At 60.7% G+C, this 22286-nt stretch carries 21 protein-coding genes; 11 read left to right on the top strand and 10 right to left on the bottom strand.

All coding sequences use genetic code 11. The features are described 5' to 3' along the window. Positions 1-319 precede the first annotated feature (319 nt). Positions 320-766 carry an azurin gene (azu, locus tag HCF10_RS11410; protein WP_090400850.1) on the top strand — a complete coding sequence of 149 codons (447 nt, stop codon included), beginning with the start codon at positions 320-322 and terminating at the stop codon, positions 764-766. A gap of 75 nt (positions 767-841) precedes the next feature. Here the strand turns inward: azu and nadE are convergent, their stop codons facing one another. The 3 genes from nadE to HCF10_RS11395 all read right to left on the bottom strand — a co-directional run bounded on the left by nadE (position 842) and on the right by HCF10_RS11395 (position 3985). Then, on the bottom strand, positions 842-1669 hold the full coding sequence (gene nadE / locus HCF10_RS11405) for an ammonia-dependent NAD(+) synthetase (RefSeq protein WP_131696753.1): 828 nt from the start codon (positions 1667-1669) through the stop codon (positions 842-844). Between the two features lie 3 nt (positions 1670-1672). Then, a complete protein-coding gene (gene pncB, locus HCF10_RS11400; protein WP_116627318.1) occupies positions 1673-2887 on the bottom strand; it encodes a nicotinate phosphoribosyltransferase in 1215 nt (404 codons plus the stop codon). A 207-nt stretch (positions 2888-3094) separates the two neighbouring features. Beyond that, complete coding sequence (locus tag HCF10_RS11395; protein WP_131696752.1) at positions 3095-3985, bottom strand: LysR family transcriptional regulator; 891 nt, start codon at positions 3983-3985, stop codon at positions 3095-3097. Positions 3986-4138: 153 nt separating this feature from the next. Between HCF10_RS11395 and amaB the strand changes: the two genes are divergently transcribed. The 8 genes from amaB (at position 4139) to HCF10_RS11355 (ending at position 14055) form a co-directional block, all read left to right on the top strand. Continuing rightward, on the top strand, positions 4139-5629 hold the full coding sequence (gene amaB, locus HCF10_RS11390) for an L-piperidine-6-carboxylate dehydrogenase (protein ID WP_167655544.1): 1491 nt from the start codon (positions 4139-4141) through the stop codon (positions 5627-5629). Between the two features lie 177 nt (positions 5630-5806). Next, complete coding sequence (amaA, locus tag HCF10_RS11385) at positions 5807-7090, top strand: L-pipecolate oxidase (protein WP_145336027.1); 1284 nt, start codon at positions 5807-5809, stop codon at positions 7088-7090. Between the two features lie 374 nt (positions 7091-7464). Continuing rightward, complete coding sequence (locus tag HCF10_RS11380) at positions 7465-8601, top strand: branched-chain amino acid ABC transporter substrate-binding protein (protein WP_027607701.1); 1137 nt, start codon at positions 7465-7467, stop codon at positions 8599-8601. 183 nt (positions 8602-8784) lie between these two features. Then, positions 8785-9699: an ABC transporter permease subunit gene (locus HCF10_RS11375; protein ID WP_003188099.1), complete on the top strand. Its 915-nt coding sequence runs from the start codon at positions 8785-8787 to the stop codon at positions 9697-9699. Positions 9700-9701: 2 nt separating this feature from the next. Further along, complete coding sequence (gene livM, locus HCF10_RS11370) at positions 9702-10979, top strand: high-affinity branched-chain amino acid ABC transporter permease LivM (RefSeq protein WP_131696749.1); 1278 nt, start codon at positions 9702-9704, stop codon at positions 10977-10979. Beyond that, entirely contained in the window at positions 10976-11851 is an 876-nt protein-coding gene (locus HCF10_RS11365; RefSeq protein ID WP_167655543.1) for an ABC transporter ATP-binding protein, read from the top strand. Before livM ends, HCF10_RS11365 begins: the two co-directional genes overlap by 4 nt. Continuing rightward, positions 11848-12564, top strand: coding sequence for an ABC transporter ATP-binding protein (locus HCF10_RS11360; protein WP_025857339.1), 717 nt, complete (start codon positions 11848-11850; stop codon positions 12562-12564). Before HCF10_RS11365 ends, HCF10_RS11360 begins: the two co-directional genes overlap by 4 nt. A gap of 726 nt (positions 12565-13290) precedes the next feature. Beyond that, complete coding sequence (locus HCF10_RS11355; protein ID WP_053134501.1) at positions 13291-14055, top strand: SDR family oxidoreductase; 765 nt, start codon at positions 13291-13293, stop codon at positions 14053-14055. Positions 14056-14195: 140 nt separating this feature from the next. On the opposite strand, the gene HCF10_RS11350 is transcribed toward HCF10_RS11355, so the two are convergent. From HCF10_RS11350 to ureE, 5 genes are all read right to left on the bottom strand, one after another. After that, positions 14196-15317 (bottom strand): AGE family epimerase/isomerase, encoded by a 1122-nt coding sequence (locus HCF10_RS11350; RefSeq protein WP_167655542.1) that lies wholly within the window; start codon positions 15315-15317, stop codon positions 14196-14198. A 125-nt stretch (positions 15318-15442) separates the two neighbouring features. After that, on the bottom strand, positions 15443-16015 hold the full coding sequence (locus HCF10_RS11345; protein ID WP_167655541.1) for a HupE/UreJ family protein: 573 nt from the start codon (positions 16013-16015) through the stop codon (positions 15443-15445). Between the two features lie 22 nt (positions 16016-16037). Then, entirely contained in the window at positions 16038-16652 is a 615-nt protein-coding gene (gene ureG / locus HCF10_RS11340) for an urease accessory protein UreG (protein WP_012721947.1), read from the bottom strand. Positions 16653-16689: 37 nt separating this feature from the next. After that, positions 16690-17364, bottom strand: a complete 675-nt coding sequence (locus tag HCF10_RS11335) for an urease accessory protein UreF (protein ID WP_167655540.1) — start codon at positions 17362-17364, stop codon at positions 16690-16692. Beyond that, the gene (gene ureE / locus HCF10_RS11330; protein WP_065947138.1) at positions 17361-17861 is read right to left on the bottom strand and encodes an urease accessory protein UreE; all 501 of its coding nucleotides are present in this window, start codon (positions 17859-17861) and stop codon (positions 17361-17363) included. Before ureE ends, HCF10_RS11335 begins: the two co-directional genes overlap by 4 nt. Before the next feature lie 276 nt (positions 17862-18137). Between ureE and HCF10_RS11325 the strand changes: the two genes are divergently transcribed. Continuing rightward, entirely contained in the window at positions 18138-18635 is a 498-nt protein-coding gene (locus tag HCF10_RS11325; protein WP_131696744.1) for a C40 family peptidase, read from the top strand. A gap of 4 nt (positions 18636-18639) precedes the next feature. Here the strand turns inward: HCF10_RS11325 and HCF10_RS11320 are convergent, their stop codons facing one another. After that, positions 18640-19272 (bottom strand): TetR family transcriptional regulator, encoded by a 633-nt coding sequence (locus HCF10_RS11320; RefSeq protein WP_065900186.1) that lies wholly within the window; start codon positions 19270-19272, stop codon positions 18640-18642. Positions 19273-19434: 162 nt separating this feature from the next. Then, positions 19435-19806 (bottom strand): hypothetical protein, encoded by a 372-nt coding sequence (locus HCF10_RS11315; protein ID WP_131696743.1) that lies wholly within the window; start codon positions 19804-19806, stop codon positions 19435-19437. 359 nt (positions 19807-20165) lie between these two features. On the opposite strand from HCF10_RS11315, the gene HCF10_RS11310 reads away from it, so the two are divergent. Beyond that, positions 20166-22235, top strand: coding sequence for an AsmA family protein (locus tag HCF10_RS11310; RefSeq protein ID WP_167655539.1), 2070 nt, complete (start codon positions 20166-20168; stop codon positions 22233-22235). Positions 22236-22286 lie beyond the last annotated feature (51 nt).

Below are 22286 nucleotides of genomic sequence, written 5' to 3'. Positions count from 1 at the left end.
AGGGTCGAAGGTGAGGGTGGCGGCGCGCAGCTGCCTTGGGACGACATGGTAGCAGCTTCAAGGGGCGCTTGGCCTTCACTTACCGCAGGCGTACGCGGCCAGAAGGCCATTGAACAGTTGGTTGAGGTGCATGGCTCGGACTCCAGTGGGTGATGGGCCGATCATAGGCAGGTGCTGCGACTTTAGCTGGTAGATTGTGTCGATAAGTCTGATAGCCTAAAGTTGTATACAATCTGTTGATTCAGATCATAAGAATTTCAGCCTGCTTGAGGCACCCTTGTCGCAATACGCGTTTTTAAACCCTGCCTTGGAGATTCACATGTTTGCCAAACTCGTTGCTGTTTCCCTGCTGACGCTGGCTAGCGGCCAGTTGCTTGCTGCAGAGTGCAAGGTCACCGTCGACTCCACCGATCAGATGTCCTTCAACACCAAGGAAATCACGATCGACAAGAGCTGCAAGACGTTCACCGTCGAGTTGACTCACTCCGGCAGCTTGCCGAAAAACGTCATGGGTCATAACTGGGTGCTGACCAGCGCCGCCAACATGCAGCCGGTTGCCACTGACGGCATGGCCGCTGGCATCGACAAGAACTACCTGAAAGAGGGTGACGACCGCATCATCGCCCACACCAAGATCATTGGCGCCGGCGAGAAGGATTCGGTGACCTTCGATGTATCGAAACTGGCCGCCGGTACGGATTACGCATTCTTCTGCTCGTTCCCGGGCCACATCTCGATGATGAAAGGCACTGTGGTCGTCAAGTAAGACCGCGTTATCGTTCATCGGGGGCTTGCCCCCCGATGACTGCCTGCCAATCAACACACCACTATCTGGCCCACCTCACGGCGCAAACGGCATCACCCGTTTGTGTTCGGTCTTGCGGTACGTCTCGCAAATAATCCGGAACGCTTCTTCACGCACCGGCTCACCGTGCAGGAATGCATCGATCTCGGCATAGGTCACGCCATGTGACGCCTCATCCGGCTTGCCCGGCGACAGGTCTTCCAAGTCGGCCGTCGGCACCTTCTCCACCAACGACTCCGGTGCTCCAAAGAACCGCGCGATGGCGCGTACCTGATTTTTCACCAGCCCGCTCAACGGTGCCAAGTCGCACGCGCCATCACCGAACTTGGTGAAAAAGCCCATCACCGCTTCCGCCGCATGGTCGGTGCCGATCACCAGGCCGCTGGCCGCGCCGGCGATGGTGTACTGCGCCACCATGCGCATGCGCGCCTTGGTGTTGCCGAGCACGAAGTCGCGGGACACCGCTGCCTTGCCTTCAAACGCCGCCACTTCATTGGCCAGGGATTTCACCGCCGGGCCGATGTTCACGGTGTGGCGCTCGTCCGGGTCGATAAAATCCACCGACGCCTGGGCATCGATTTCATCGAACTGGGTTTCGTAGGGCAGGCGTACGGCGATAAAGCGGTAGGCCTCGTCGCCGGTGCTGGCGCGCAGTTCCTGTATCGCACGTTGGGCCAGGAGGCCTGCGGTCAGGGAGTCGACGCCGCCGCTGATGCCCAGCACCAATGTCTTGAGCCCGGAATTGCGCAGGCAGTCCTGGATAAACGCCACGCGCCGGGCAACTTCGGCCTCGAGGGCGGCCTGGTCCTTGAACGGTGCTTGGACCTTGAGCTGCTGCGCAATCTCACGCTGTACGGCTTGCATGATTCACTCCTTGCTGGAAAGGGCAGGTACTTTGAAAACATGACGCAAATAGGCGACAAAATTCGGGTCGGTGCAGTGGGTCTTGCCCGCTTCATCGGAGATCTTCGCGACGGGCTGGCCATTGCAGGCGGTCATTTTAAGCACGATGCTCATCGGTTCCACCCCTGGAATATCGCAGGTCAGGTTGGTGCCGATGCCGAAGCTCACATTAATGCGACCACGCAGCGCCCGGAATATTTCCAGGGCCTTGGGCAGCGACAGGCTGTCGGAGAACACCAGGGTCTTGCTCATCGGCTCGATGCCCAACTTATGGTAGTGGGCGATGGCTTTTTCCGCCCACTGTACCGGGTCGCCGGAGTCGTGGCGCAGGCCATCGAACAGCTTGGCGAAGTACAAGTCGAAGTCGCCGAGGAAAGCGTCGGTGGTGATGCAATCGGTCAGGGCGATACCGAGCAGGCCACGGTATTCGCGGACCCAGCAGTCGAGAGCGGCGATCTGGCTGTCGATCAGGCGCGGGCCGAGTTGCTGGTGGGCCATGATCCATTCGTGGGCCATGGTGCCAAGCGGCTTCATATCGAACTCGCGGGCTAGGTGCACGTTGCTGGTGCCGACGAAGCGCCCGGGGAAGTCATGCTTGAGCACGCTGACCACTTCTTCCTGCACGCGGTACGAGAAGCGCCGGCGCGTGCCGAAGTCGGCCACTTGCAGCTCGGACAGCTCTTCGCTGCTGGCGTTGGCGGTCAGCCAGTCGAACTTGCGGTACAGCTGCTCGCGTGCCTGTTCGAGGATCACGGTCTGGTAGCGGTAGCGGTTGCGCACCTCGCTGACGATCGCGAGCATCGGCACTTCGAAGAGGATTACATGCAGCCACGGCCCTCGCAGGCGGATAAACAGCTCGCCGTTCTCGATGCCGGTCTGCACATAGCGCAGGTTGAAACGAAACAGTCCAAGGAAGCGCAAAAAATCCGGCTTCATAAAGCTGATACGTTCCAGGAAGCCCAGTTGGTCCGGGCTCAGGCTCAACTCGGCAAGGCGCTCGATCTGGTAGCGGATCTCCGCCAGGTACGGGCGCAGGTCTTCGCTGTTACGGCAACGAAACTCCCATTCAACTTCCACATTGGGGTAGTTGTGCAGCACCGCCTGCATCATGGTCAGCTTGTAGAAGTCGGTGTCGAGCAGGTTCTGCACGATGCGATCGGCAAACACACTCTCGCTCATAACGGGAATCTCCAGACGGGTCGGCGATGGGCGCCGGCCTTTACGCACAATTAAGGAAGGGGGCTAGTGGCGCATAGACCTGTAGGGTTTTGCCAGTGATTTTTTTCGGTTAGACCACTGGCCTCATCGGGAGCAAGCCCCCTCCCACACGTGGAATGCATTTCAAATGTGGGAGGGGGCTTGCTCCCGATAGCGGTATTCCAGGCACTAAAGAACCTGCTCCATCATCCACTTCACAAACTCCCGCACCTTGGGCACTTCCGCCGAATGCTCCGGATAGGCCAGGTAATACGCGTCCTGGCTCGGCATCGCATGCTGCCAGGGGATCACCAGCTTGCCATCGGCCAGTTCCTCTTCCACCAGGAAGCGCGGTAGCAGCGCCACGCCACAGCCCACCTGCGCCGCACGAATGCACATATAAAAGGTGTCGAAACGCGGGCCGTGGTAGCTGTGCTCGGTGTGATACCCCTGATCGGCAAACCAGTCATGCCAGCCCTGGGGCCGCGAGGCGTTTTGCAGCAGCACCAGGTCGCTCAGTTGCGTGGGGTCGGTGAACGGCTGCGCCGGCAGGCTTTCCGGGGCGCACACCGGGACCAGCTCTTCGCTGAACAGTTTCAGGCTCTCGGTGCCAGGGCGCGAGCCCTGGCCGAAGTAGAAGGCCATGTCGGCCTTGCCTTGCAGCAGTTCGTCCGGCTCCTGTTCGTTGCACAGGTCCAGGTGGATCTGCGGGTGGCGCAGGCGCCAGCCCTTGAGGCGCGGTACCAGCCAGCGGGCGCCAAAGGTGTAGGGCGTGGACACGCGCAACACTTCGGTCTCGCCGCCGTAGGAGCGCAGGTAGTGGGTCGACATCTCCACCTGCGTGAGGATCTTGCGCACTTCCACCAGGTACAGGTCGCCCGCCGGGGTCATCTGCAAGCGGCGGCGTACGCGGCGGAACAGCAGGTGCTGGAGCAGTTCTTCCAGCTGCGCGACCTGTTTGCTCACTGCGCTTTGCGTGAGGTTCAGCTCCTCGGCGGCGCGGGTAAAGCTCAAGTGGCGGGTGGCGGCCTCGAAACACTGCAGGGCGGTGATCGAGGGCAAATGTCTTCTGTTCAGCACGGCACGCCTCTTTTTATTCTTTGCATGAATAAACGGAATGATATCTCGCCTAATCGTCGTTTGTTGGCAAGTCTTGGGCCAGCTACAAATAAGGCCTGGATCGCCGTGCGTGCCGCGGTGCGATTTTTTGTTCGAAGATTAAAGGAGTGACCCATGGTTGCCGCATTGCTTGATCGTCTCGGGGTAAACCCGGCGCTGTACCAGGCGGGTAAACAACCCGTGCATTCGCCGATTGATGGCAGCCGTATCGGCAGTGTGCACTGGGAAGGTGCCGCCGAGGTGGAGCAACAGGTCAGTCGCGCCGAGCATGCATTCGAGGCCTGGCGCAACGTGCCGGCACCGCGTCGCGGCGAGTTGGTGCGCCAGTTCGGCGATGTACTGCGCGAATACAAGGCCGATCTGGGCGAGCTGGTGTCCTGGGAAGCCGGCAAGATCACCCAGGAAGGCCTGGGTGAAGTGCAGGAAATGATCGACATTTGCGACTTCGCCGTGGGCCTGTCCCGCCAGTTATACGGCTTGACCATCGCCTCCGAGCGTCCGGGCCACCATATGCGTGAAACCTGGCACCCGCTGGGCGTGGTCGGGGTGATCAGCGCCTTCAACTTCCCGGTGGCCGTGTGGGCGTGGAACACCACGCTGGCGCTGGTATGCGGCAACGCGGTGATCTGGAAACCTTCGGAAAAGACCCCGCTCACCGCCCTGGCCTGCCAGGCGTTGTTCGAGCGCGTGTTGAAGAACTTCAAGGACGCCCCCGAGTACTTGAGCCAGGTGATCATCGGCGGCCGCGATGCCGGTGCTGCGCTGGTGGATGACCCCCGCGTGGCGCTGATCAGTGCCACCGGCAGCACCCGCATGGGCCGCGAAGTGGCGCCGAAAGTTGCCGCGCGGTTTGCCCGCAGCATCCTCGAACTGGGCGGCAACAACGCCATGATCCTCGGCCCGAGCGCCGACCTGGACATGGCCGTACGCGCCATCCTGTTCAGTGCCGTCGGCACCGCCGGCCAGCGTTGCACCACCCTGCGTCGGCTGATCGCCCACGAGTCGGTCAAGGAAGAAATCGTCACCCGCCTCAAGGCCGCCTATTCCAAAGTGCGCATCGGCCACCCGCTGGAAGGCAACCTGATCGGCCCGCTGATCGACAAGCATGGCTTCGACAACATGCAGGACGCCCTGGAGCAGGCCTTGAGCGAAGGCGGCAAGGTGTTCGGCGGCAAGCGCCAACTGGAAGACACGTTCCCCAACGCCTACTACGTATCGCCGGCCATCGTGGAAATGCCTGAGCAGAGCGATGTGGTGTGCACCGAAACCTTCGCACCGATTCTGTATGTCGTCGGCTACAAGGACTTCGCCGAAGCCCTGCGCCTGAACAACGCCGTGCCCCAAGGCCTGTCGTCGTGCATCTTCACCACTGACGTGCGCGAGGCCGAGCAATTCATGTCGGCAGTGGGCAGTGACTGCGGGATCGCCAACGTCAACATCGGCCCGAGCGGCGCGGAGATTGGCGGCGCGTTTGGCGGTGAGAAAGAGACCGGTGGCGGTCGTGAGTCAGGTTCGGATGCATGGCGCGGGTATATGCGCCGCCAGACCAATACCGTGAACTACTCGCTGGAATTGCCGCTGGCGCAGGGTATTACCTTCGACTAAATACCTGCCGGAACGCGGAAAAAATGTGGGAGCGGGCTTGCTCGCGAATGCGATGGATCAGCTGTATATCTGTTGACTGATCCACCGCTTTCGCGAGCAAGCCCGCTCCCACAGTTGATTGGATTACCAAGTCAAAACTGAATTTAGATGTTTGTTAGGTCTCATCGGAGTCTGGCAATGGCATTGCGCGAAACATGTTTGTGGGAACACCTAACCCCCGGCCGACCGGAGCGTGCGGCGCTGGCGGGCGAGGTCAAAGTGGATGTGTGTGTGATCGGCGCCGGCATCACCGGATTGTCGGCCGCCATTCACTTGCTGGAACAGGGTAAAAGCGTCGCCGTGCTGGAGGCTCATCGCACCGGTCACGGTGGTTCGGGGCGCAACGTCGGGTTGGTGAATGCCGGCCTGTGGATCCCCCCGGACGAGATCGAAGCCGGTTTCGGCGAAGCGGTGGGCAGCCAGCTCAACCGCATGCTCGGCGCGGCACCGTCGCTGGTGTTCAGCCTGATCGACAAATACACCATCGATTGCCAATTGCGCCGCGAGGGCACCTTGCACATGGCGCATAACGCCCGTGGCGAGGCGGATTTGCGCAGTCGTGAAGAACAATGGAAGCGCCGTGGCGCGCCGGTGGAATTGCTCACCGGCCAGGCCTGCGAGCAAGCCACCGGCACAAAAAAAATCGCCGCCGCCTTGCTGGACCGGCGTGCCGGCACCTTGAACCCGATGGCCTACACCAGTGGCCTGGCGAATGCTGCCGTGGGGCTTGGCGGGCAGTTGTTCGACCATTCGCCGGTCACCCGGTTGGAGCGCCAAGGTGCGAGCTGGTCAGTTCAGACCACCAGCGGTTCGGTGCAGGCTGCACAAGTGGTCATCGCCTCCAACGCCTACACCGAAGGTGAGTGGACCGAGCTGCGACGCAATTTTTTCCCTGGCTACTATTACCAGGTCGCCTCCGCGCCGCTGACCGACGCCGCCGCCGAGCAGATTCTGCCCGGCGGCCAAGGCTCATGGGATACACGCCAGGTATTGAGCAGCATCCGCCGCGATGCCGATGGCCGCCTGTTGCTCGGCAGCCTGGGCAACGGCAACCAGAAACCGGCGTGGTTCCTCAAGGCCTGGGCCGATCGGGTGCAACAGCATTACTTCCCGTACCTCAAATCGGTGCAATGGGAGTTCACGTGGACCGGCTGCATCGCCTTCACCCCCGATCACCTGATGCGCCTCTTCGAGCCAGCCCCCGGCCTGGTGGCAGTAACGGGCTATAACGGGCGCGGCGTGACCACCGGCAGCGTGGTCGGCAAGGCGTTTGCCGACTATTTGTGTCACCAGAATCCCCAGGCGTTGCCGATTCCGTTTGCACCCATGCAACCGCTGGCCGGGGTGGGCCTGCGCAGTTGCCTGTATGAAGCCGGATTTTCGCTGTATCACGCCGGGCAATGCCTGAGGATCGTGATCTGATCACCGAAATACCGCTCAGAAGCCTGCATTTTCTTAGCCGGCTACTAATCTGTATTGGTGCAGGTCGTAGCAATCGCGCACTGTAAATGTGCAGTTCCGTTACGCAGCCTGTTACAGCTGTAGGAACTGTCGTTTATTGCTTTGGTTGCAGGTGCGACCCGTCAGGGTTGTACTTTTTCGGTCAATGGGTTGCACCTATTGATGCCAGAGGGTTGCACGTCCTGGCGAGCGGAGCCGAAACGCCTGTAATAACAATGACACCGTGTCTTTTTGAAGAATAAAAACGTAATGGCACGAGGCTTGCTCTGGGCTTTCAGTGAAAAGTTTGAACGCAAGTTGTAGTGCCAAAAATCAAAAATATCGGAGCACCACTCATGTCCCAGACGTTTTACAAGAAAGGTTTTCTGGCCCTCGCCGTTGCAGCGGCGCTGGGTGTTTCTACGTTTGTTCAAGCTGATGTGAAGATTGGCGTTGCGGGGCCGATGACCGGCGCCAACGCGTCGTTCGGTGAGCAGTACATGAAGGGTGCCCAGGCGGCAGCCGAGGTGATCAACAAGGCCGGCGGCATCAACGGCGAGAAAGTTGTGCTGGTGGCAGGCGACGATGCCTGTGAGCCGAAACAGGCCGTGGCCGTGGCCAACCGCCTGGCGGACCAGGACAAAGTGATTGGCGTGGTCGGGCACTTCTGCTCGTCGAACACCATCCCGGCCTCCGAGGTCTACGACGAAGCGGGCATCATTGCGATCACCCCAGGCTCTACCAACCCACAGGTCACCGAACGCGGCCTGGGCGCCATGTTCCGTATGTGCGGCCGTGACGACCAGCAAGGCATCGTCGCCGGCGACTACATCGTCGATGTGCTCAAGGGCAAGAAAGTCGCCGTCATCAACGACAAGGACACCTACGGCAAAGGCCTGGCCGACGCCACCGCTGCCCAGTTGACCAAGCGCGGCGTCAAGCCAGTGCTGGAAGAAGGCCTGACCCGTGGCGAGAAAGACTTCAGTGCCCTGGTCACCAAAATCCGCTCCCTGGGCGCCGACGTCGTGTACTTCGGCGGCCTGCACCCGGAAGCCGGTCCATTGGTTCGCCAGATTCGTGAAGCCGGCCTGAAAGACGTCAAGTTCATGTCCGATGACGGCGTGGTGACCGATGAACTGGTGGCCACCGCTGGCGGCGCGCAATACGTCGATGGCGTCTACATGACCTTTGGTGCCGACCCGCGCCTGCTGCCTGACAGCAAGGCCGTCGTGGAAGAGTTCCGCAAGGCTGGCTACGAGCCTGAGGGCTACACCCTGTACGCCTACGCTTCGCTGCAGGCCCTGGCCGCCGGCTTCAATGGCGCCAAGTCCAACAAGGGCGAAGACGCGGCCAAATGGCTGAAAGCGCACCCGGTCAAAACCGTGATGGGCGAGAAGACCTGGGACGCGAAGGGCGACCTGAAAGTCTCCGACTACGTGGTTTATCAGTGGGATAAAGACGGCAAATACCACCAGTTGGAAAAGCAGAAGTAATCCATGTGGGAGGGGGCTTGCCCCCGATAGCGGAGTGTCAGTCAACAGTTGTTCAGCTGACCCACCGCATCGGGGGCGAGCCCCCTCCCACATTGGGACAGTGTTGTTATTGAGATCTGTCTTTTCCTCCAGAAGCGCCGCACACCGACTGGTGTGCAGGTGCTCACCGCGTGAGATTGCGTTATGGATGGTATTTTCCTGCAGCAACTGGTCAACGGCCTGACCCTCGGGTCGGTCTATGGCCTGATCGCCATCGGCTACACAATGGTCTATGGCATCATTGGCATGATCAACTTCGCCCACGGCGAGGTTTATATGATTTCCGCTTACCTCGCGGCGATCAGTCTGGCACTGCTGGCTTACTTCGGCATCGAATCCTTCCCGCTGCTCATTCTCGGCACCCTGATCTTCACCGTAGTCGTCACCGGCGTGTACGGTTGGGTCATCGAACGGGTCGCCTACAAACCGCTGCGCAACTCCACCCGACTGGCTCCGCTGATCAGCGCCATCGGGATTTCCCTGATCCTGCAGAACTACGCGCAGATCGCCCAGGGCGCCAAGCAACAAGGTATTCCAACCCTGCTGGCCGGGGCCTGGCGTGTCGATATCGGCACAGGCTTCGTACAGCTTACGTACACCAAAGTGTTCATCCTGGTCGCGGCATTCGCCGGCATGGCCTTGCTCACATACATCATCAAGTACACCAAGCTCGGCCGCATGTGCCGCGCTACCCAGCAAGACCGCAAGATGGCTTCGATCCTGGGGATCAACACCGACCGCGTCATTTCCTACGTATTTGTCATCGGTGCTGCCATGGCGGCCCTGGCCGGCGTGCTGATCACTCTCAATTACGGCACGTTCGACTTCTATGCCGGCTTCATCATCGGCATCAAGGCGTTTACCGCAGCGGTACTCGGCGGCATCGGCTCCCTGCCAGGGGCGATGCTGGGCGGGATCATCCTGGGTATTTCCGAGTCGTTGTTCTCAGGGTTGATCAACTCTGACTACAAAGACGTGTTCAGTTTCTCCCTGCTGGTGGTGATTCTGATTTTCCGTCCTCAGGGCCTGCTTGGTCGCCCACTTGTGGCGAAGGTGTAAACATGTCTGCTGCCAAACCCATCGATATCAAGAAAAGTGTGGTCGATACGGTCCTCGCCGGCCTTATTTCGCTGATCGTGTTCGGTCCGATCGTCGGCGTGGTCCTCGACGGCTACAGCTTCAACCTGGAACCTGCGCGCGTGGCCACGTTGGTCGCCATCGTGATGGCCGGGCGCTTTGCCCTCAGCCTGTTCCTGCAAACCCCCAAGGGCCTGAAGGTTCTGCAAGGCTTCGAAAGGAGCGGCTCCGGCGTTCATGTACTGCCACCGGACTACAAGTCGCGGCTGCGCTGGATCATCCCGGCGCTGATCGTGATCGCCATCGTGTTCCCGATCTTCGCCAACAAGTACCTGCTGACCGTGGTGATCCTCGGGCTGATCTACGTGTTGCTGGGCCTGGGCCTGAACATCGTGGTCGGCCTGGCCGGGCTGCTCGACCTGGGTTACGTGGCGTTCTACGCCATCGGTGCCTACGGCCTGGCGCTGGGTTATCAATACCTCGGCCTGGGCTTCTGGAGCGTGTTGCCGCTGGCAGCCATCGCGGCGGCGCTGGCGGGGTGCATACTCGGCTTCCCGGTGTTGCGAATGCACGGTGACTACCTGGCCATCGTGACCCTGGGCTTCGGTGAAATCATTCGCCTGGTCCTCAACAACTGGCTGTCGTTCACCGGCGGCCCGAACGGTATGCCGGTGCCTTCGCCGACCTTCCTGGGCCTGGAGTTCGGGCGCAGGGCAAAGGAGGGCGGGATTCCGTTCCACGAGTTCTTCGGCATCGATTACAACCCCACCATCAAGTTCATGTTCATCTACATCGTGCTGTTCCTGGTGGTGCTGGCCGTGCTGTACATCAAGCACCGCCTGACCCGCATGCCGGTCGGCCGCGCCTGGGAAGCCTTGCGCGAAGATGAGATCGCCTGCCGCTCCATGGGCCTGAACCACGTGCTGGTCAAGCTCTCGGCCTTCACCATTGGCGCGTCCACTGCCGGTTTGGCCGGGGTGTTCTTTGCCAGTTACCAGGGCTTCGTCAACCCGTCGTCGTTCACCTTCTTCGAATCGGCGCTGATCCTGGCCATCGTGGTGTTGGGCGGCATGGGCTCGACGGTCGGCGTGGTGATCGCGGCGTTCGTATTGACCGTCGCCCCTGAACTGCTGCGCAGCTTCAGCGAATACCGCGTGCTGCTGTTTGGCGTGTTGATGGTGGTGATGATGATCTGGCGACCGCGCGGCCTGATCCGGATCAGCCGTACCGGTGTGACCCCACGTAAAGGAGTGGCGCCATGAGCAAGGAAGTCGTCCTCTGCGTGGAACACCTGATGATGCACTTCGGTGGCATCAAGGCCTTGAGCGATGTGAGCCTCAAGGTCGAACGCAACTCGATCTTCGCCCTGATCGGCCCCAACGGCGCCGGCAAGACCACCGTGTTCAACTGCCTCACCGGCTTCTACAAAGCCAGCGGCGGCAAGATCGAACTCAATATCCGTGGCAAGCAGACCAACGTGATCCAGCTGCTCGGCGAGCGCTTCAAGGCGGTCGACTTCGTATCGCCGAAAAGCTTCTTGAGCCGGGTGTACTACAAGATGTTCGGTGGCACCCACCTGGTCAACCGCGCCGGCCTGGCGCGGACCTTCCAGAACATTCGCCTGTTCAAGGAAATGTCGGTGCTGGAAAACCTGCTGGTGGCCCAGCACATGTGGGTCAACCGCAACATGCTCGCGGGCATCCTCAACACCAAGGGCTACCGCAAGGCCGAAAGCGATGCCCTCGACCACGCGTTCTACTGGCTCGAAGTGGTGGACCTGGTGGACTGCGCCAACCGCCTGGCCGGTGAGCTTTCCTACGGCCAGCAGCGCCGCCTGGAAATCGCCCGCGCCATGTGCACCCGGCCGCAGATCATCTGCCTGGACGAGCCCGCAGCGGGCCTCAACCCTCAGGAAACCGAAGCCCTCAGCGCGATGATTCGCCTGTTGCGCGACGAACATGACCTTACGGTGGTGCTGATCGAACACGACATGGGCATGGTGATGAGTATTTCCGACCACATTGTGGTGCTGGACCACGGCAACGTAATCGCCGAAGGCGGGCCGGAAGCGATCCGCAACGACCCCAAAGTGATTGCCGCCTACCTGGGCGCAGACGAAGAGGAGCTGGTATGAGTGCACCTATCCTCGAAATGAAGGACCTGGACGTGTTCTACGGCCCGATCCAGGCCCTGAAAAAAGTCTCGCTGCACATCAACGAAGGCGAAACCGTCAGCTTGATCGGCTCCAACGGCGCGGGTAAATCCACGCTGCTGATGTCGATCTTCGGCCAGCCACGGGCCGAGTCGGGGCAGATCATCTACAACGGCGTCGACATTACCCACAAGTCGTCCCACTACATTGCTTCCAACGGCATTGCGCAGTCGCCGGAAGGGCGGCGGGTGTTCCCCGACATGACCGTCGAGGAAAACCTGCTGATGGGTACCATCCCGATTGGCGACAAGTTCGCCCAGGAAGACATGCAACGCATGTTCGAGCTGTTCCCACGGCTCAAGGAACGGCGTAACCAGCGGGCCATGACCATGTCCGGCGGCGAGCAGCAAATGCTCGCCATCGCCCGCGCGCTGATGAGCCGGCCCAAGCTGTTGCTGCTGGACGAACCGAGCCTGGGCCTGGCGCCGATTGTGGTGAAGCAGATCTTTTCCACCCTGCGCGAGCTGGCCTCCACCGGGATGACCATCTTCCTGGTGGAGCAGAACGCCAACCACGCGCTGCGGTTGTCGGACCGGGCGTATGTGATGGTCAACGGAGAGATTCGCCTTACCGGCACCGGCAAGGAGCTTTTAGTGAACGAGGAAGTGCGCAACGCCTACCTCGGTGGCCACTGATCTAAATAACAACGCAGTACCCCTGTGGGAGGAGGCAAGCCCCCTCCCACATTTGTTTTGTGTCGCCTGCAAGGGGCGATCCCAAATTGTGGAAAACAAATCCAGCCCCCCTCCAAAGCGCGACATATAGCCGCCGCAAATCCCTGTTTTGTCACAGTTTTGACTTGTCCCCATCCACTGTGGAACCGGCTGTGGGTAACGTGGGAGTAGCTGGCTGAACGCCTTTAAAACCGTGGCTTTCAGCTGTGTGGTTGTTTTTTGATCAGTGGCTTTTTCGCGGCCGATCGAGGGGTTTGTCAACCTGTTTAAAGACACAGGTATATGACTGAAATATGTCCCGTCAGCCTGTGGATAAGTCTGTGATTAAACTCTGGAAAGACGGCCGCAGAGGCCGGAATGACTGGCCTGGAGCCATCGTTCGTTTTCCCCCGCTGCCCATAGGCCTACATACGGCTGTGTCCAGGTCAAGCAAAAAACTTTCTAAAACTGCCTGAAAGCCTTGTACACAGCGGCCTGAAGCGTTTTGCACTTGCCCCCAAAGACTGTGGGCGCAGCTGTGGATAACCTGCGCGCATATGGCTGCAAGCCACGGTTTATAAGGCGTTGCTCGTAGTGGTTAAAAAATGACCAGGCGTGCGTGAAGTTATGCGCATAGCGGTTGCCGCAACCGCAGCGTAAGGGCATTCTGCTGGCTGATTTTTTTCCGATGCCCGCAAGGAGAACACCATGTCCAACACGCTGTTTATTACTGGCGCTACTTCAGGTTTCGGCGAAGCCTGCGCCCGTCGGTTTGCCGAAGCCGGCTGGAAACTGGTGCTCACCGGTCGTCGTGCCGAGCGTTTGAATGCCCTGGTCGAAGAGCTTTCCAAGCAAACCGAAGTGCATGGCCTGGTAGTGGACGTACGGGATCGCAAAGGCATGGAAGACGCGATCGCCAACCTGCCGCCATCGTTCGCCACCTTGCGCGGGCTGATCAACAACGCCGGCCTGGCCGTGGGCACCGACCCTGCGCCCAAGTGCGACCTCGACGATTGGGAAACCATGGTCGACACCAACATCAAAGGCCTGCTGACCACCACCAGCCTGCTGCTGCCGCGCCTGATCGCTCACGGCCGTGGCGCCGGGATCATCAACCTGGGCTCCATTGCCGGCAGCTACCCGTACCCGGGCAGCCATGTGTATGGCGGTTCCAAAGCGTTCGTGAAGCAGTTCTCCCTGAACCTGCGCTGCGACCTGCAAGGCACCGGCGTACGTGTGACCAACATCGAGCCGGGCCTGTGCGAAAGCGAGTTCTCCCTGGTGCGCTTCGGCGGTGACCAGGCGCGCTACGACGCCACCTACGCCGGTGCCGAGCCGATCCAGCCGCAGGACATCGCCGACACCATCTTCTGGGTGCTGAACACCCCGGCACACGTCAACATCAACCGCCTGGAGCTGATGCCGGTGAGCCAGACCTGGGCTGGGTTTGCGATTGAGCGTGGGGCCAAGTAAGGCTTTAGACCGAGTTGCTGCCATCGGGAGCAAGTCGAATCGTCGCACCGCCCCTCCCACATTGGGTCGTGTTCACACATTCAAATTTGTGAATACGGTCAAATGTGGGAGGGGGCTTGCTCCCGATGAGGCCCTGCAGGTCACCCAAGATGCTGGATCAGCCCCTGGTAGCAGGTTGCCAAATGATAGGGGGTGGTAGAAGGCATATCCCGCCGGCTCACCGCACCCTTGGAATCCAGGCATTCATGCCAGCCTTTTTCATGCAGGAAATGCTGTTGCAGCGCGAGCAATTGGCGCTGCAGCACCGCCTCACTGCCAGGCCGCAAGGTCAATGCCCGCAGGTATTCCGCCTGGGCCCAGATACGCTGGGTGCCGTCGCGCACGCTGCCGTCGAGTGCCAACATGCCGCTGACCGCTCCGGACGCGTTATCCACACCCTTGTGCTCTGCGTAGGCAAACGCCCGCGTCAGTGACGCATGCAGCGGCGTGCCGCGCAGCACGGGCGAGGATTCGAGCAAAAAGAACCACTCGAACTGGTGCCCCGGCTCAAACCAGTTATCCACAGCGCCCAGCGGTTTTTCCATCATCACGCCGTGCTGGCGGTCGATGAAACGCTGCTGCATGGCCGTCGCCAAGGCCAGCAGGGCTGCTTGCACAGGGGCATCCTCGCGCACCGCGAGTGTAGCGAGGAACGCTTCGGCCAGGTGCATCAACGGGTTTTGCAGCGGGCCGGACTGGAGGGACGACCAGTTGCGTTCCAGCACCGCCTCGTACAGGCCATCCTCGGTGGCGAAGCGCTGGGCGACTACTTCCAGGGCGGCGTTGAGCACCGATTCCACCAGCGGCTCACGCACCTTGGCCCAGTAATGGGCGCAGGCAAAGATGATGAAGGCGTGGGTGTAGAGGTCTTTGCGCTTGTCCAGCGGCTGGCCGGCGGGGTCGATGCTGTAGAACCAGCCGCCGTGTTCCGCATCGTGGAAATGCCGTTGCAGGGAGCGGAACAGCACGGCCGCGCGCGCTTCAGCGAAGGCCGCGCCTGGCTCGCCGATCAGGCTGGCAAACAGATACAACTGCCGCGCGCAGGCCATGGCGCGGTAGCGTTGCGGGGGCAGTGGGCGGTGATCGGCGTCCAGCGCCTCATAGGGCAACGCCAATTCGGCATTCCAGCCCGGGCCCTGCCAGAGCGGCACGATCAGGGTGTGGAAGTGCGTGAGCACGGCATTCAATGAAGGCTGAGGGGCGGAGCTTGGAGCGATGGGCATCGGCTGGCGTCGTCACGGCAGGGGTGTAGGCGCGCATGGTAGCAGAGGGGCAGCGTTAAGTTGTGAGCGGCAAGCTGCAAGTAAGAGCGGTTCGGCGTTTACTTGCAGCTTGTAGCTTGCGACTGTTAGCTGGCGAGCAACCACACCCCAGTCGCCGCCGAAGCCGCTCCGGCAATCCGCACCAACGGTGCCGCCGCAGCCGGCAGCCAGCGCACCAGCGCATACCCGGCAGCGTGCAGTGCAGCGGTGGCGCCGACAAACCCTGCGGCATACGCCCAAGAGCTCGACATCTCCGGCAACTCCAAGCCATGGGCCACACCATGGAACAGCGCAAACAACGCCGTCGCACCCATGGCCATGAACAACGGCGGACGCACCGCCAGTGCCACCGCCAGGCCCAGGGCCAGCACCGAGGCGGCAATCCCGCTTTCCAGCGCGGGCAATTGCAGACCTTCAAAACCGAGGATGCCGCCGATCAGCATGGTGCCGACAAAGGTGCACGGCAGGGCCCAGCGCGCGGCACCTTTTTGCTGAGCCGCCCACAGACCCACCGCAACCATGGCCAGCAGGTGGTCGAGGCCGCCCAGCGGGTGGCTGATACCGGCCACCAGGCCGTTGTCGCCGTGGCCAGGATGAGCGAAGGCCAGGGCGGGCGTGAGCAGCAGGGCGGCGGCTGCGAGGAGTTTGTTGAGGTTCATAAACAGGTTCCTTATGGGTTGATCAGGCGGCGGTCAGCAGGCCTTGGCGTTCGATAAAGGCGACGATTTCTTCCAGGCCTACCCCGGTTTTCTGGTTGCTGAACACGAAAGGCTTGCCGTTGCGCATGCGCTGGGTGTCGCTGTTCATCAGCTCCAGCGAGGCGCCGACCAGCGGCGCCAGGTCGATCTTGTTGATCACCAGCAGGTCGGATTTGCAGATACCCGGCCCGCCTTTGCGCGGCAGCTTGTCGCCGGCGGACACATCGATCACATAGATGGTCAGGTCCGACAGCTCCGGGCTGAAGGTGGCCGACAGATTGTCGCCACCGGATTCCACCAGGATCAGGTCCAGGCCGGGAAAGCGACGGTTGAGTTGGTCCACCGCTTCCAGATTGATCGAGGCGTCCTCGCGAATCGCCGTGTGTGGGCAGCCGCCGGTTTCCACGCCGATGATGCGCTCCGGCGCCAGGGCCTGGTTGCGCACCAGGAAGTCGGCGTCTTCGCGGGTGTAGATGTCGTTGGTGACCACCGCCAGGTTGTAGCGATCGCGCAGCGCGAGGCACAGGGCCAGGGTCAGGGCGGTCTTGCCGGAGCCGACCGGGCCGCCGATACCGACGCGCAGGGGTTGTGTGTTCATCTGATTCTCCAAAATAAAAGGCCCAAAATTTAAAGCCCTAGGAACGGAACAGGCGGCTGTACTGGCGCTCGTGGGCCATGCTCGCCAGGGACAGGCCGAAGGCGGCGCTGCCGAAATGGTGGGGGTCGATGCAGGCGGCGTCCTGCTGGGCTTGTTGCAGCAGGGGCAGCAGCTCGCTGGTCAGGCGTTGCGCGGCTTGTTGGCCCAGGGGCAGGGTTTTCATCAGCACGGCCAATTGGTTTTCCAGCCAGCTCCAGAGCCAGGCGGCGAGGGCGTCGTCGGCGCTGATCGCCCAGGCACGTGCGGCCAGGGCCCAGCCCAAGGCCAAGTGCGGTTCGCTGCGTTGCTCCAGGAAGCTGTGGGCGTCGCTGTCCAGTTCCGGCAGGCCATTGAGCAACTGCTGCAGGGAATAACCCATCTGCCGACTTTCCTGATACAGCTCCCGGGTTTCGCGGCTGGCTTGATGCGCTTCGCACAGCTGTGCCAACGCTGGCCAGTCCTGCTCTGCGGCGGCGCGACAGTGGGCGAGCAACAACGGGGCTTCGAAGCGCGCAAGGTTGAGCAGCAATTGGTCGCTGATCCAGCGGCGAGCACTGGCGGCATCGTTGACGCGGCCGTTCTCCACGGCCATTTCCAAACCTTGGGAATAGCTGTAGCCGCCAATCGGCAATTGCGGACTGGCCAGACGCAACAGCGCCCAGGCTGGGTTCATAGACGCACGCCGAACTGATGCAGCTTGGGCGGGTAGTTGAAATCTTCATCGCCATGACGGGAGTGATGGTGGCCACCGCCGTAGGCGCCGTGTTCCGGTTGGAACGGCGCTTCGATGGTTTCGGTGTGGGCGCCCAGTTGCTCAAGCATGGCCTTGAGCACGTAGTCATCGAGCAGGCGCAACCAGCCATCCCCCACTTGCAAGGCCACATGGCGGTTGCCGAGGTGGTAGGCGGCGCGGGTCAGTTCAAAGGCGTTGCTGCAGGTGACGTGCAGCAGGTGTTCAGGGCGGGCGCACACGCGTACGACACGTCCGTCTTCGGCTTGTAGGAATTCGCCATCGTGCAACGGCGGCTGGCCGCGCTCCAGAAACAGGCCGACGTCTTCACCGTCGGCACTGAAACAGCGCAGGCGGCTCTTGCTGCGTGCTTCGAAATTCAGCAGCAGCTCAGCGGCCCAGAGGGCTTGGGGGGCGATTCGGCGGTGGATCACCAGCATCAGGAAGCTTCCAGCTATGAGCGATGGAAGTGCTAGAGCAAGGGGCTTGCCAACCCGGTCAAGCGTAGGAAATGCCTGTAGGCAGGCAAGACGGTGCTACTAAACGGGGCGTGGGAAGGGTTTTTGAGTGGGCCAAAATGGTGCGATTTGCTGTTGTGCGCACTGGTCTCGGGCGTTTTCGGATTTGTCCTACGCGTGATCAGGAATCGGCGTTCAAAACATTACGTGCCGTGTCTTTAGGCTATGCGCCGTGTTTAATCCACTGCGACGTTCATCATGTTCAAGTCATTTTTTTGCTTGGTTATTGTCAGCCTGTCTTTGGCCATTTCATCGGCCTCGGCCAATTTGCAGCCACGTTCAACCTTCACCGTTTCGGTTAAGGAGGCCCCTATCAATGATGTGATCGACCGTGCCCACGAACTGCTGGGCACCCCCTACAAGTGGGGTGGTTCTTCAGCAGAGCAGGGGTTCGATTGCAGCAGCTTCCTGGTTTACCTGTTCAAGACCCAAGCCAATATCCAGATACCGCGCACCACGGTGGCGATGCACCGATCAACGGCTCCGACCATCCAACGCACGGCTTTAAAGCCAGGGGATGCGGTGTTTTTCAAAGGCAATGGGCGCGGCCAGGTCAGCCATGTCGGCCTGTATATCGGCGAGGGTAAATTCATTCATTCACCGCGCACCGGCAAAAGCATCCGCATCGATTCACTGAGCAACAGCTATTGGAACAAGCACTACACCACCGCCAAGCGTTTTCACACGGCGGGTTGACGGCTTATTCGGTGCTGCCCAGGCCTTGCCAGTGTTTGAGGCCGATAAAGATAAAGCGCAGTTGCTGGGTGATTTTCGCCTGGGGCGTGAGGTGGGCAGGCAACGCCTGGGCAGGCGGGTCGATGATGTCGGGGAGGGTGGCAAACACGCTCTTGACGATCAGGTCCGCCATCACGTGCAAACCTTCGGCATCCAGGTGCTGCAGTTTGGGCATCAGCGTCAGGTCTGCCGCCAGGTCGCGGGTGATGTCTTCACGCAGGGCTCCGATGGCTTGGCGCACCGCCAGGCAACCGCCGTATTGCTCACGGGCCAGGAACAGGAATTGCGAGCGGTTGGCCGAGACCACATCGAGAAAAATCCGCACTGAGGCATCGATAATGCCGCCCATCACGAATTCGTTGTGGCGCACCAGGCGAATGGTGGCGCGAAAGGTCTGGCCCACCTCACTCACCAATACAAGTCCAAGCTGGTCCATATCGGCAAAGTGGCGATAGAAACCGGTGGGGACAATGCCTGCGGTTTTGGCCACTTCACGCAGGCTCAGGCTGCCAAACCCACGACCACACTCCATCAGATGGCGGGCAGCGTCCATCAGGGCGAGGCGGGTCTGTTGCTTCTGTTCGGCGCGGGGCAGCATGGGCAGGCGGGCTTTGTCGGCGAGTACAGCGACGCACTCTAGCAAAACAGCTTCGTTGACGTCGAACTTGGCGGGGGATAGATGAGGAGGTTGCGTGACAGGCTCTACAAAAAGTCAAAAGCCCGGTCGGTAGATCGGGCTTTTTTGTGGGCCACCACGGGGTCAGCTCTGAGCTTGATGCAGTTCTTGCAGGCGATCAGCACCACCTTCGGCGACACCTTCAGTGTAGGCACGTTCGTTGGCTTGTTCCGCGCCACCTTCAACCAAACCTTTCTGTTCCAGGCGGTTACGGCCGTTTTCGGTCAGGCCTTCGGTGTAGGCGCGTTTGTTGGCTTGTTCCGAACCGTTTTCAGCAACAGCGCCTTTGGCGTAGTCACGGTTCTCGTCTTCTTGCGAACCGCTGCGGGCCAGGGTCTGGTTGAAGTGAACGGCGTCGGCTTTGACTTGTGGGGTAACCTGTTCGGCGGCAGGCAGCGCAAATGCGCTGGAAGCCAGGATGGATAACAGGACGGTAGCGAGTACTTGGCGTTTCATGATGGGTTGCTCCTTGGGAGGGCGATAAAGTGGGTACGGGGCTAATGCTACTCTCGATAAGTCGATATAAAAGTTCATAAACGCAATGGTAATAATCAACAGAATTGATTGTTCCCGGCGGAGGCTCTAGAACAAGCCTCTCAAGCACGCGGTTTTGCACCGTGGTGGGTATTTTCGACACGAACCTGGGTAACAATGGTGCGTCGTTGATGGCCAGAATGTGTCTGGTTGGTCAGGTAAATGGCTTTTTGCGGTTAAATCGGTGATCGGGTTAAACCCCCGGTCGGTTTGCCAGTCGTAGTTTTATAAGCTGTCTTAATGGCTGTAACCCGGCCAGTCGTATTCAGGAGTCCTGTGCAATGACGCGCACTCGTAAAATCGTCACTTGGAGCTGCGCCAGCTTCGTTGTGTTAATCGCTGTGGTGGTGCTGGTCCTGGTGTTCTTCGACTGGAACCGCATCAAGCCCCCGCTCAATGCCAAAGTTTCCGAAGAGCTGCATCGTCCGTTTGCCATCAACGGCAACCTGGCGGTGGTGTGGGCACGTGAGCCCGATGAAGGCGGCTGGCGCGCCTGGGTGCCGTGGCCCCATGTGATTGCCGAGGACCTGACCCTGGGCAACCCCGAGTGGTCGAAAAAACCGCAGATGGTCACGCTGAAAAAAGTCGAGTTGCGTATTTCGCCGCTGGCGTTGCTGGTGCAGCGCGTGGTGATCCCGCGTATCGACCTCACCGAGCCCAGTGCCGAGTTGCAGCGCCTGGCCGATGGCCGCGCCAACTGGACGTTCAAGTTCGATCCCAAGGACCCCGACGCCGAACCTTCCAACTGGGTGGTGGACATCGGCGCCATTGGTTTCGACAAGGGCCACGTGACCCTCGACGACCAGACCCTCAAGACTCAGTTGGACGTGATCATCGACCCCCTGGGCAAGCCGATCCCGTTCGGCGAAATCGTCGGTGACGCCGATGCCAGGAAGGCCTTGGAAAAAGGCTCCGCGCCCCAGGACTATGCGTTCGCCCTCAAGGTCAAAGGCCAGTACCACGGGCAGAAGCTCGACGGCAGCGGCAAGATCGGTGGCCTGCTGGCCTTGCAGGACGCGGCCAAGCCGTTTCCGCTGCAAGCCCAGGTCAAGATTGCCGATACCAGCATCGCGCTGGCAGGCACCTTGACCGACCCGTTGAACCTCGGCGCCCTGGACCTGCGCCTGAAACTGTCCGGCAGCAGCCTGGGTAACCTCTACCCGCTGACCGGCGTCACCTTGCCGGATTCACCGGCCTACTCCACTGACGGCCACTTGATCGCCAAGTTGCACGAGGCCAGCGGCGCGTCATTCAGCTACGAAAACTTCAACGGCAAGATCGGCAACAGCGATATTCACGGCAACCTCGCCTATGTCGCCAGCCAGCCACGTCCCAAGCTCAGCGGTGCGTTGGTGTCCAACCAATTGCTGATGACCGACCTTGCCCCCCTGATCGGTGCCGACTCCAACGCCAAGCAAAAGGCGCGTGGCGGTGAGAGCAAACAGCCGGCGACCAAAGTGCTGCCGGTGGAGGAGTTCCGCACCGAGCGCTGGCGCGACATGGATGCCGATGTGGAATTCACCGGCAAGCGCATCGTGCACAGTGCCGAATTGCCCTTCAACGACCTGTACACTCACCTGGTACTCAACGATGGGGAACTGAGCCTGGAGCCGCTGCGATTCGGCGTCGCCGGCGGCAAGCTGGATGCGCAGATCCGCTTGAACGGCCGCACCACGCCGATGGAAGGCCGCGCCAAATTCACTGCGCGCAACTTCAAGCTCAAGCAGTTGTTCCCGACCTTCGAACCGATGAAAACCAGCTTTGGTGAACTCAACGGTGATGCCGATATTTCCGGGCGCGGTAACTCCGTCGCGGCGCTGTTGGGCACCTCCAACGGTGACCTGAAGATGCTGATCAACGACGGCGCCATCAGCCGTGGCCTGATGGAAATTGCCGGGCTCAACGTGGGCAACTATGTGGTGGGCCGCCTGTTTGGCGACAAGGAAGTGAAGATCAACTGCGCGGCGGCGGACTTCGGGATCAAGACCGGCCTGGCAACCACACGGTTGTTTGTGTTCGATACCGAGAACGCGATCATCTATATCGATGGCACCGCCAACATGGCCACCGAACAGCTCGACCTGACCGTCACCCCCGAGTCCAAGGGCTTCCGCCTGTTTTCCCTGCGTTCGCCGTTGTACGTCAACGGCCCGTTCATCAAGCCCAATGCGGGTGTAAAAGCCATCCCCCTGGCCCTGCGTGGCGCGGGTATGGTGGCTCTGGGTGTGATCGCCGGCCCGGCAGCGGGTCTGTTGGCGCTGGTGGCACCAAGCGCCGATGCGCCGAACCAGTGTGCACCGTTGTTGCAGCAGATGAAGGAGGGCAAGGCACCGAAGACGGTGAAAGGCTAGCGGACAGAACACAAACCCAAATGTGGGAGGGGGCTTGCCCCCGATGCGTCG

The sequence above is a fragment of the Pseudomonas sp. B14(2022) genome, assembly GCF_012030485.1.
Lineage (GTDB): Bacteria > Pseudomonadota > Gammaproteobacteria > Pseudomonadales > Pseudomonadaceae > Aquipseudomonas.
This window is presented reverse-complemented; position numbering and strand designations above follow the sequence as displayed.

Excerpts from the sequence above, each read along its gene's own strand:
- HCF10_RS11375 (WP_003188099.1), top strand. The coding sequence starts at position 8,785 with ATGGATGGTATTTTCCTGCAGCAACTGGTCAACGGCCTGACCCTCGGG.
- livM (WP_131696749.1), top strand. The coding sequence starts at position 9,702 with ATGTCTGCTGCCAAACCCATCGATATCAAGAAAAGTGTGGTCGATACG.
- HCF10_RS11335 (WP_167655540.1), bottom strand. The coding sequence starts at position 17,364 with ATGAACCCAGCCTGGGCGCTGTTGCGTCTGGCCAGTCCGCAATTGCCG.
- pncB (WP_116627318.1), bottom strand. The coding sequence starts at position 2,887 with ATGAGCGAGAGTGTGTTTGCCGATCGCATCGTGCAGAACCTGCTCGAC.
- HCF10_RS11380 (WP_027607701.1), top strand. The coding sequence starts at position 7,465 with ATGTCCCAGACGTTTTACAAGAAAGGTTTTCTGGCCCTCGCCGTTGCA.
- amaB (WP_167655544.1), top strand. The coding sequence starts at position 4,139 with ATGGTTGCCGCATTGCTTGATCGTCTCGGGGTAAACCCGGCGCTGTAC.
- HCF10_RS11365 (WP_167655543.1), top strand. The coding sequence starts at position 10,976 with ATGAGCAAGGAAGTCGTCCTCTGCGTGGAACACCTGATGATGCACTTC.
- azu (WP_090400850.1), top strand. The coding sequence starts at position 320 with ATGTTTGCCAAACTCGTTGCTGTTTCCCTGCTGACGCTGGCTAGCGGC.
- HCF10_RS11310 (WP_167655539.1), top strand. The coding sequence starts at position 20,166 with ATGACGCGCACTCGTAAAATCGTCACTTGGAGCTGCGCCAGCTTCGTT.
- HCF10_RS11315 (WP_131696743.1), bottom strand. The coding sequence starts at position 19,806 with ATGAAACGCCAAGTACTCGCTACCGTCCTGTTATCCATCCTGGCTTCC.
- amaA (WP_145336027.1), top strand. The coding sequence starts at position 5,807 with ATGGCATTGCGCGAAACATGTTTGTGGGAACACCTAACCCCCGGCCGA.
- HCF10_RS11350 (WP_167655542.1), bottom strand. The coding sequence starts at position 15,317 with ATGCCCATCGCTCCAAGCTCCGCCCCTCAGCCTTCATTGAATGCCGTG.
- HCF10_RS11355 (WP_053134501.1), top strand. The coding sequence starts at position 13,291 with ATGTCCAACACGCTGTTTATTACTGGCGCTACTTCAGGTTTCGGCGAA.
- ureE (WP_065947138.1), bottom strand. The coding sequence starts at position 17,861 with ATGCTGGTGATCCACCGCCGAATCGCCCCCCAAGCCCTCTGGGCCGCT.
- ureG (WP_012721947.1), bottom strand. The coding sequence starts at position 16,652 with ATGAACACACAACCCCTGCGCGTCGGTATCGGCGGCCCGGTCGGCTCC.
- HCF10_RS11345 (WP_167655541.1), bottom strand. The coding sequence starts at position 16,015 with ATGAACCTCAACAAACTCCTCGCAGCCGCCGCCCTGCTGCTCACGCCC.
- HCF10_RS11320 (WP_065900186.1), bottom strand. The coding sequence starts at position 19,272 with ATGCTGCCCCGCGCCGAACAGAAGCAACAGACCCGCCTCGCCCTGATG.
- HCF10_RS11360 (WP_025857339.1), top strand. The coding sequence starts at position 11,848 with ATGAGTGCACCTATCCTCGAAATGAAGGACCTGGACGTGTTCTACGGC.
- HCF10_RS11325 (WP_131696744.1), top strand. The coding sequence starts at position 18,138 with ATGTTCAAGTCATTTTTTTGCTTGGTTATTGTCAGCCTGTCTTTGGCC.
- nadE (WP_131696753.1), bottom strand. The coding sequence starts at position 1,669 with ATGCAAGCCGTACAGCGTGAGATTGCGCAGCAGCTCAAGGTCCAAGCA.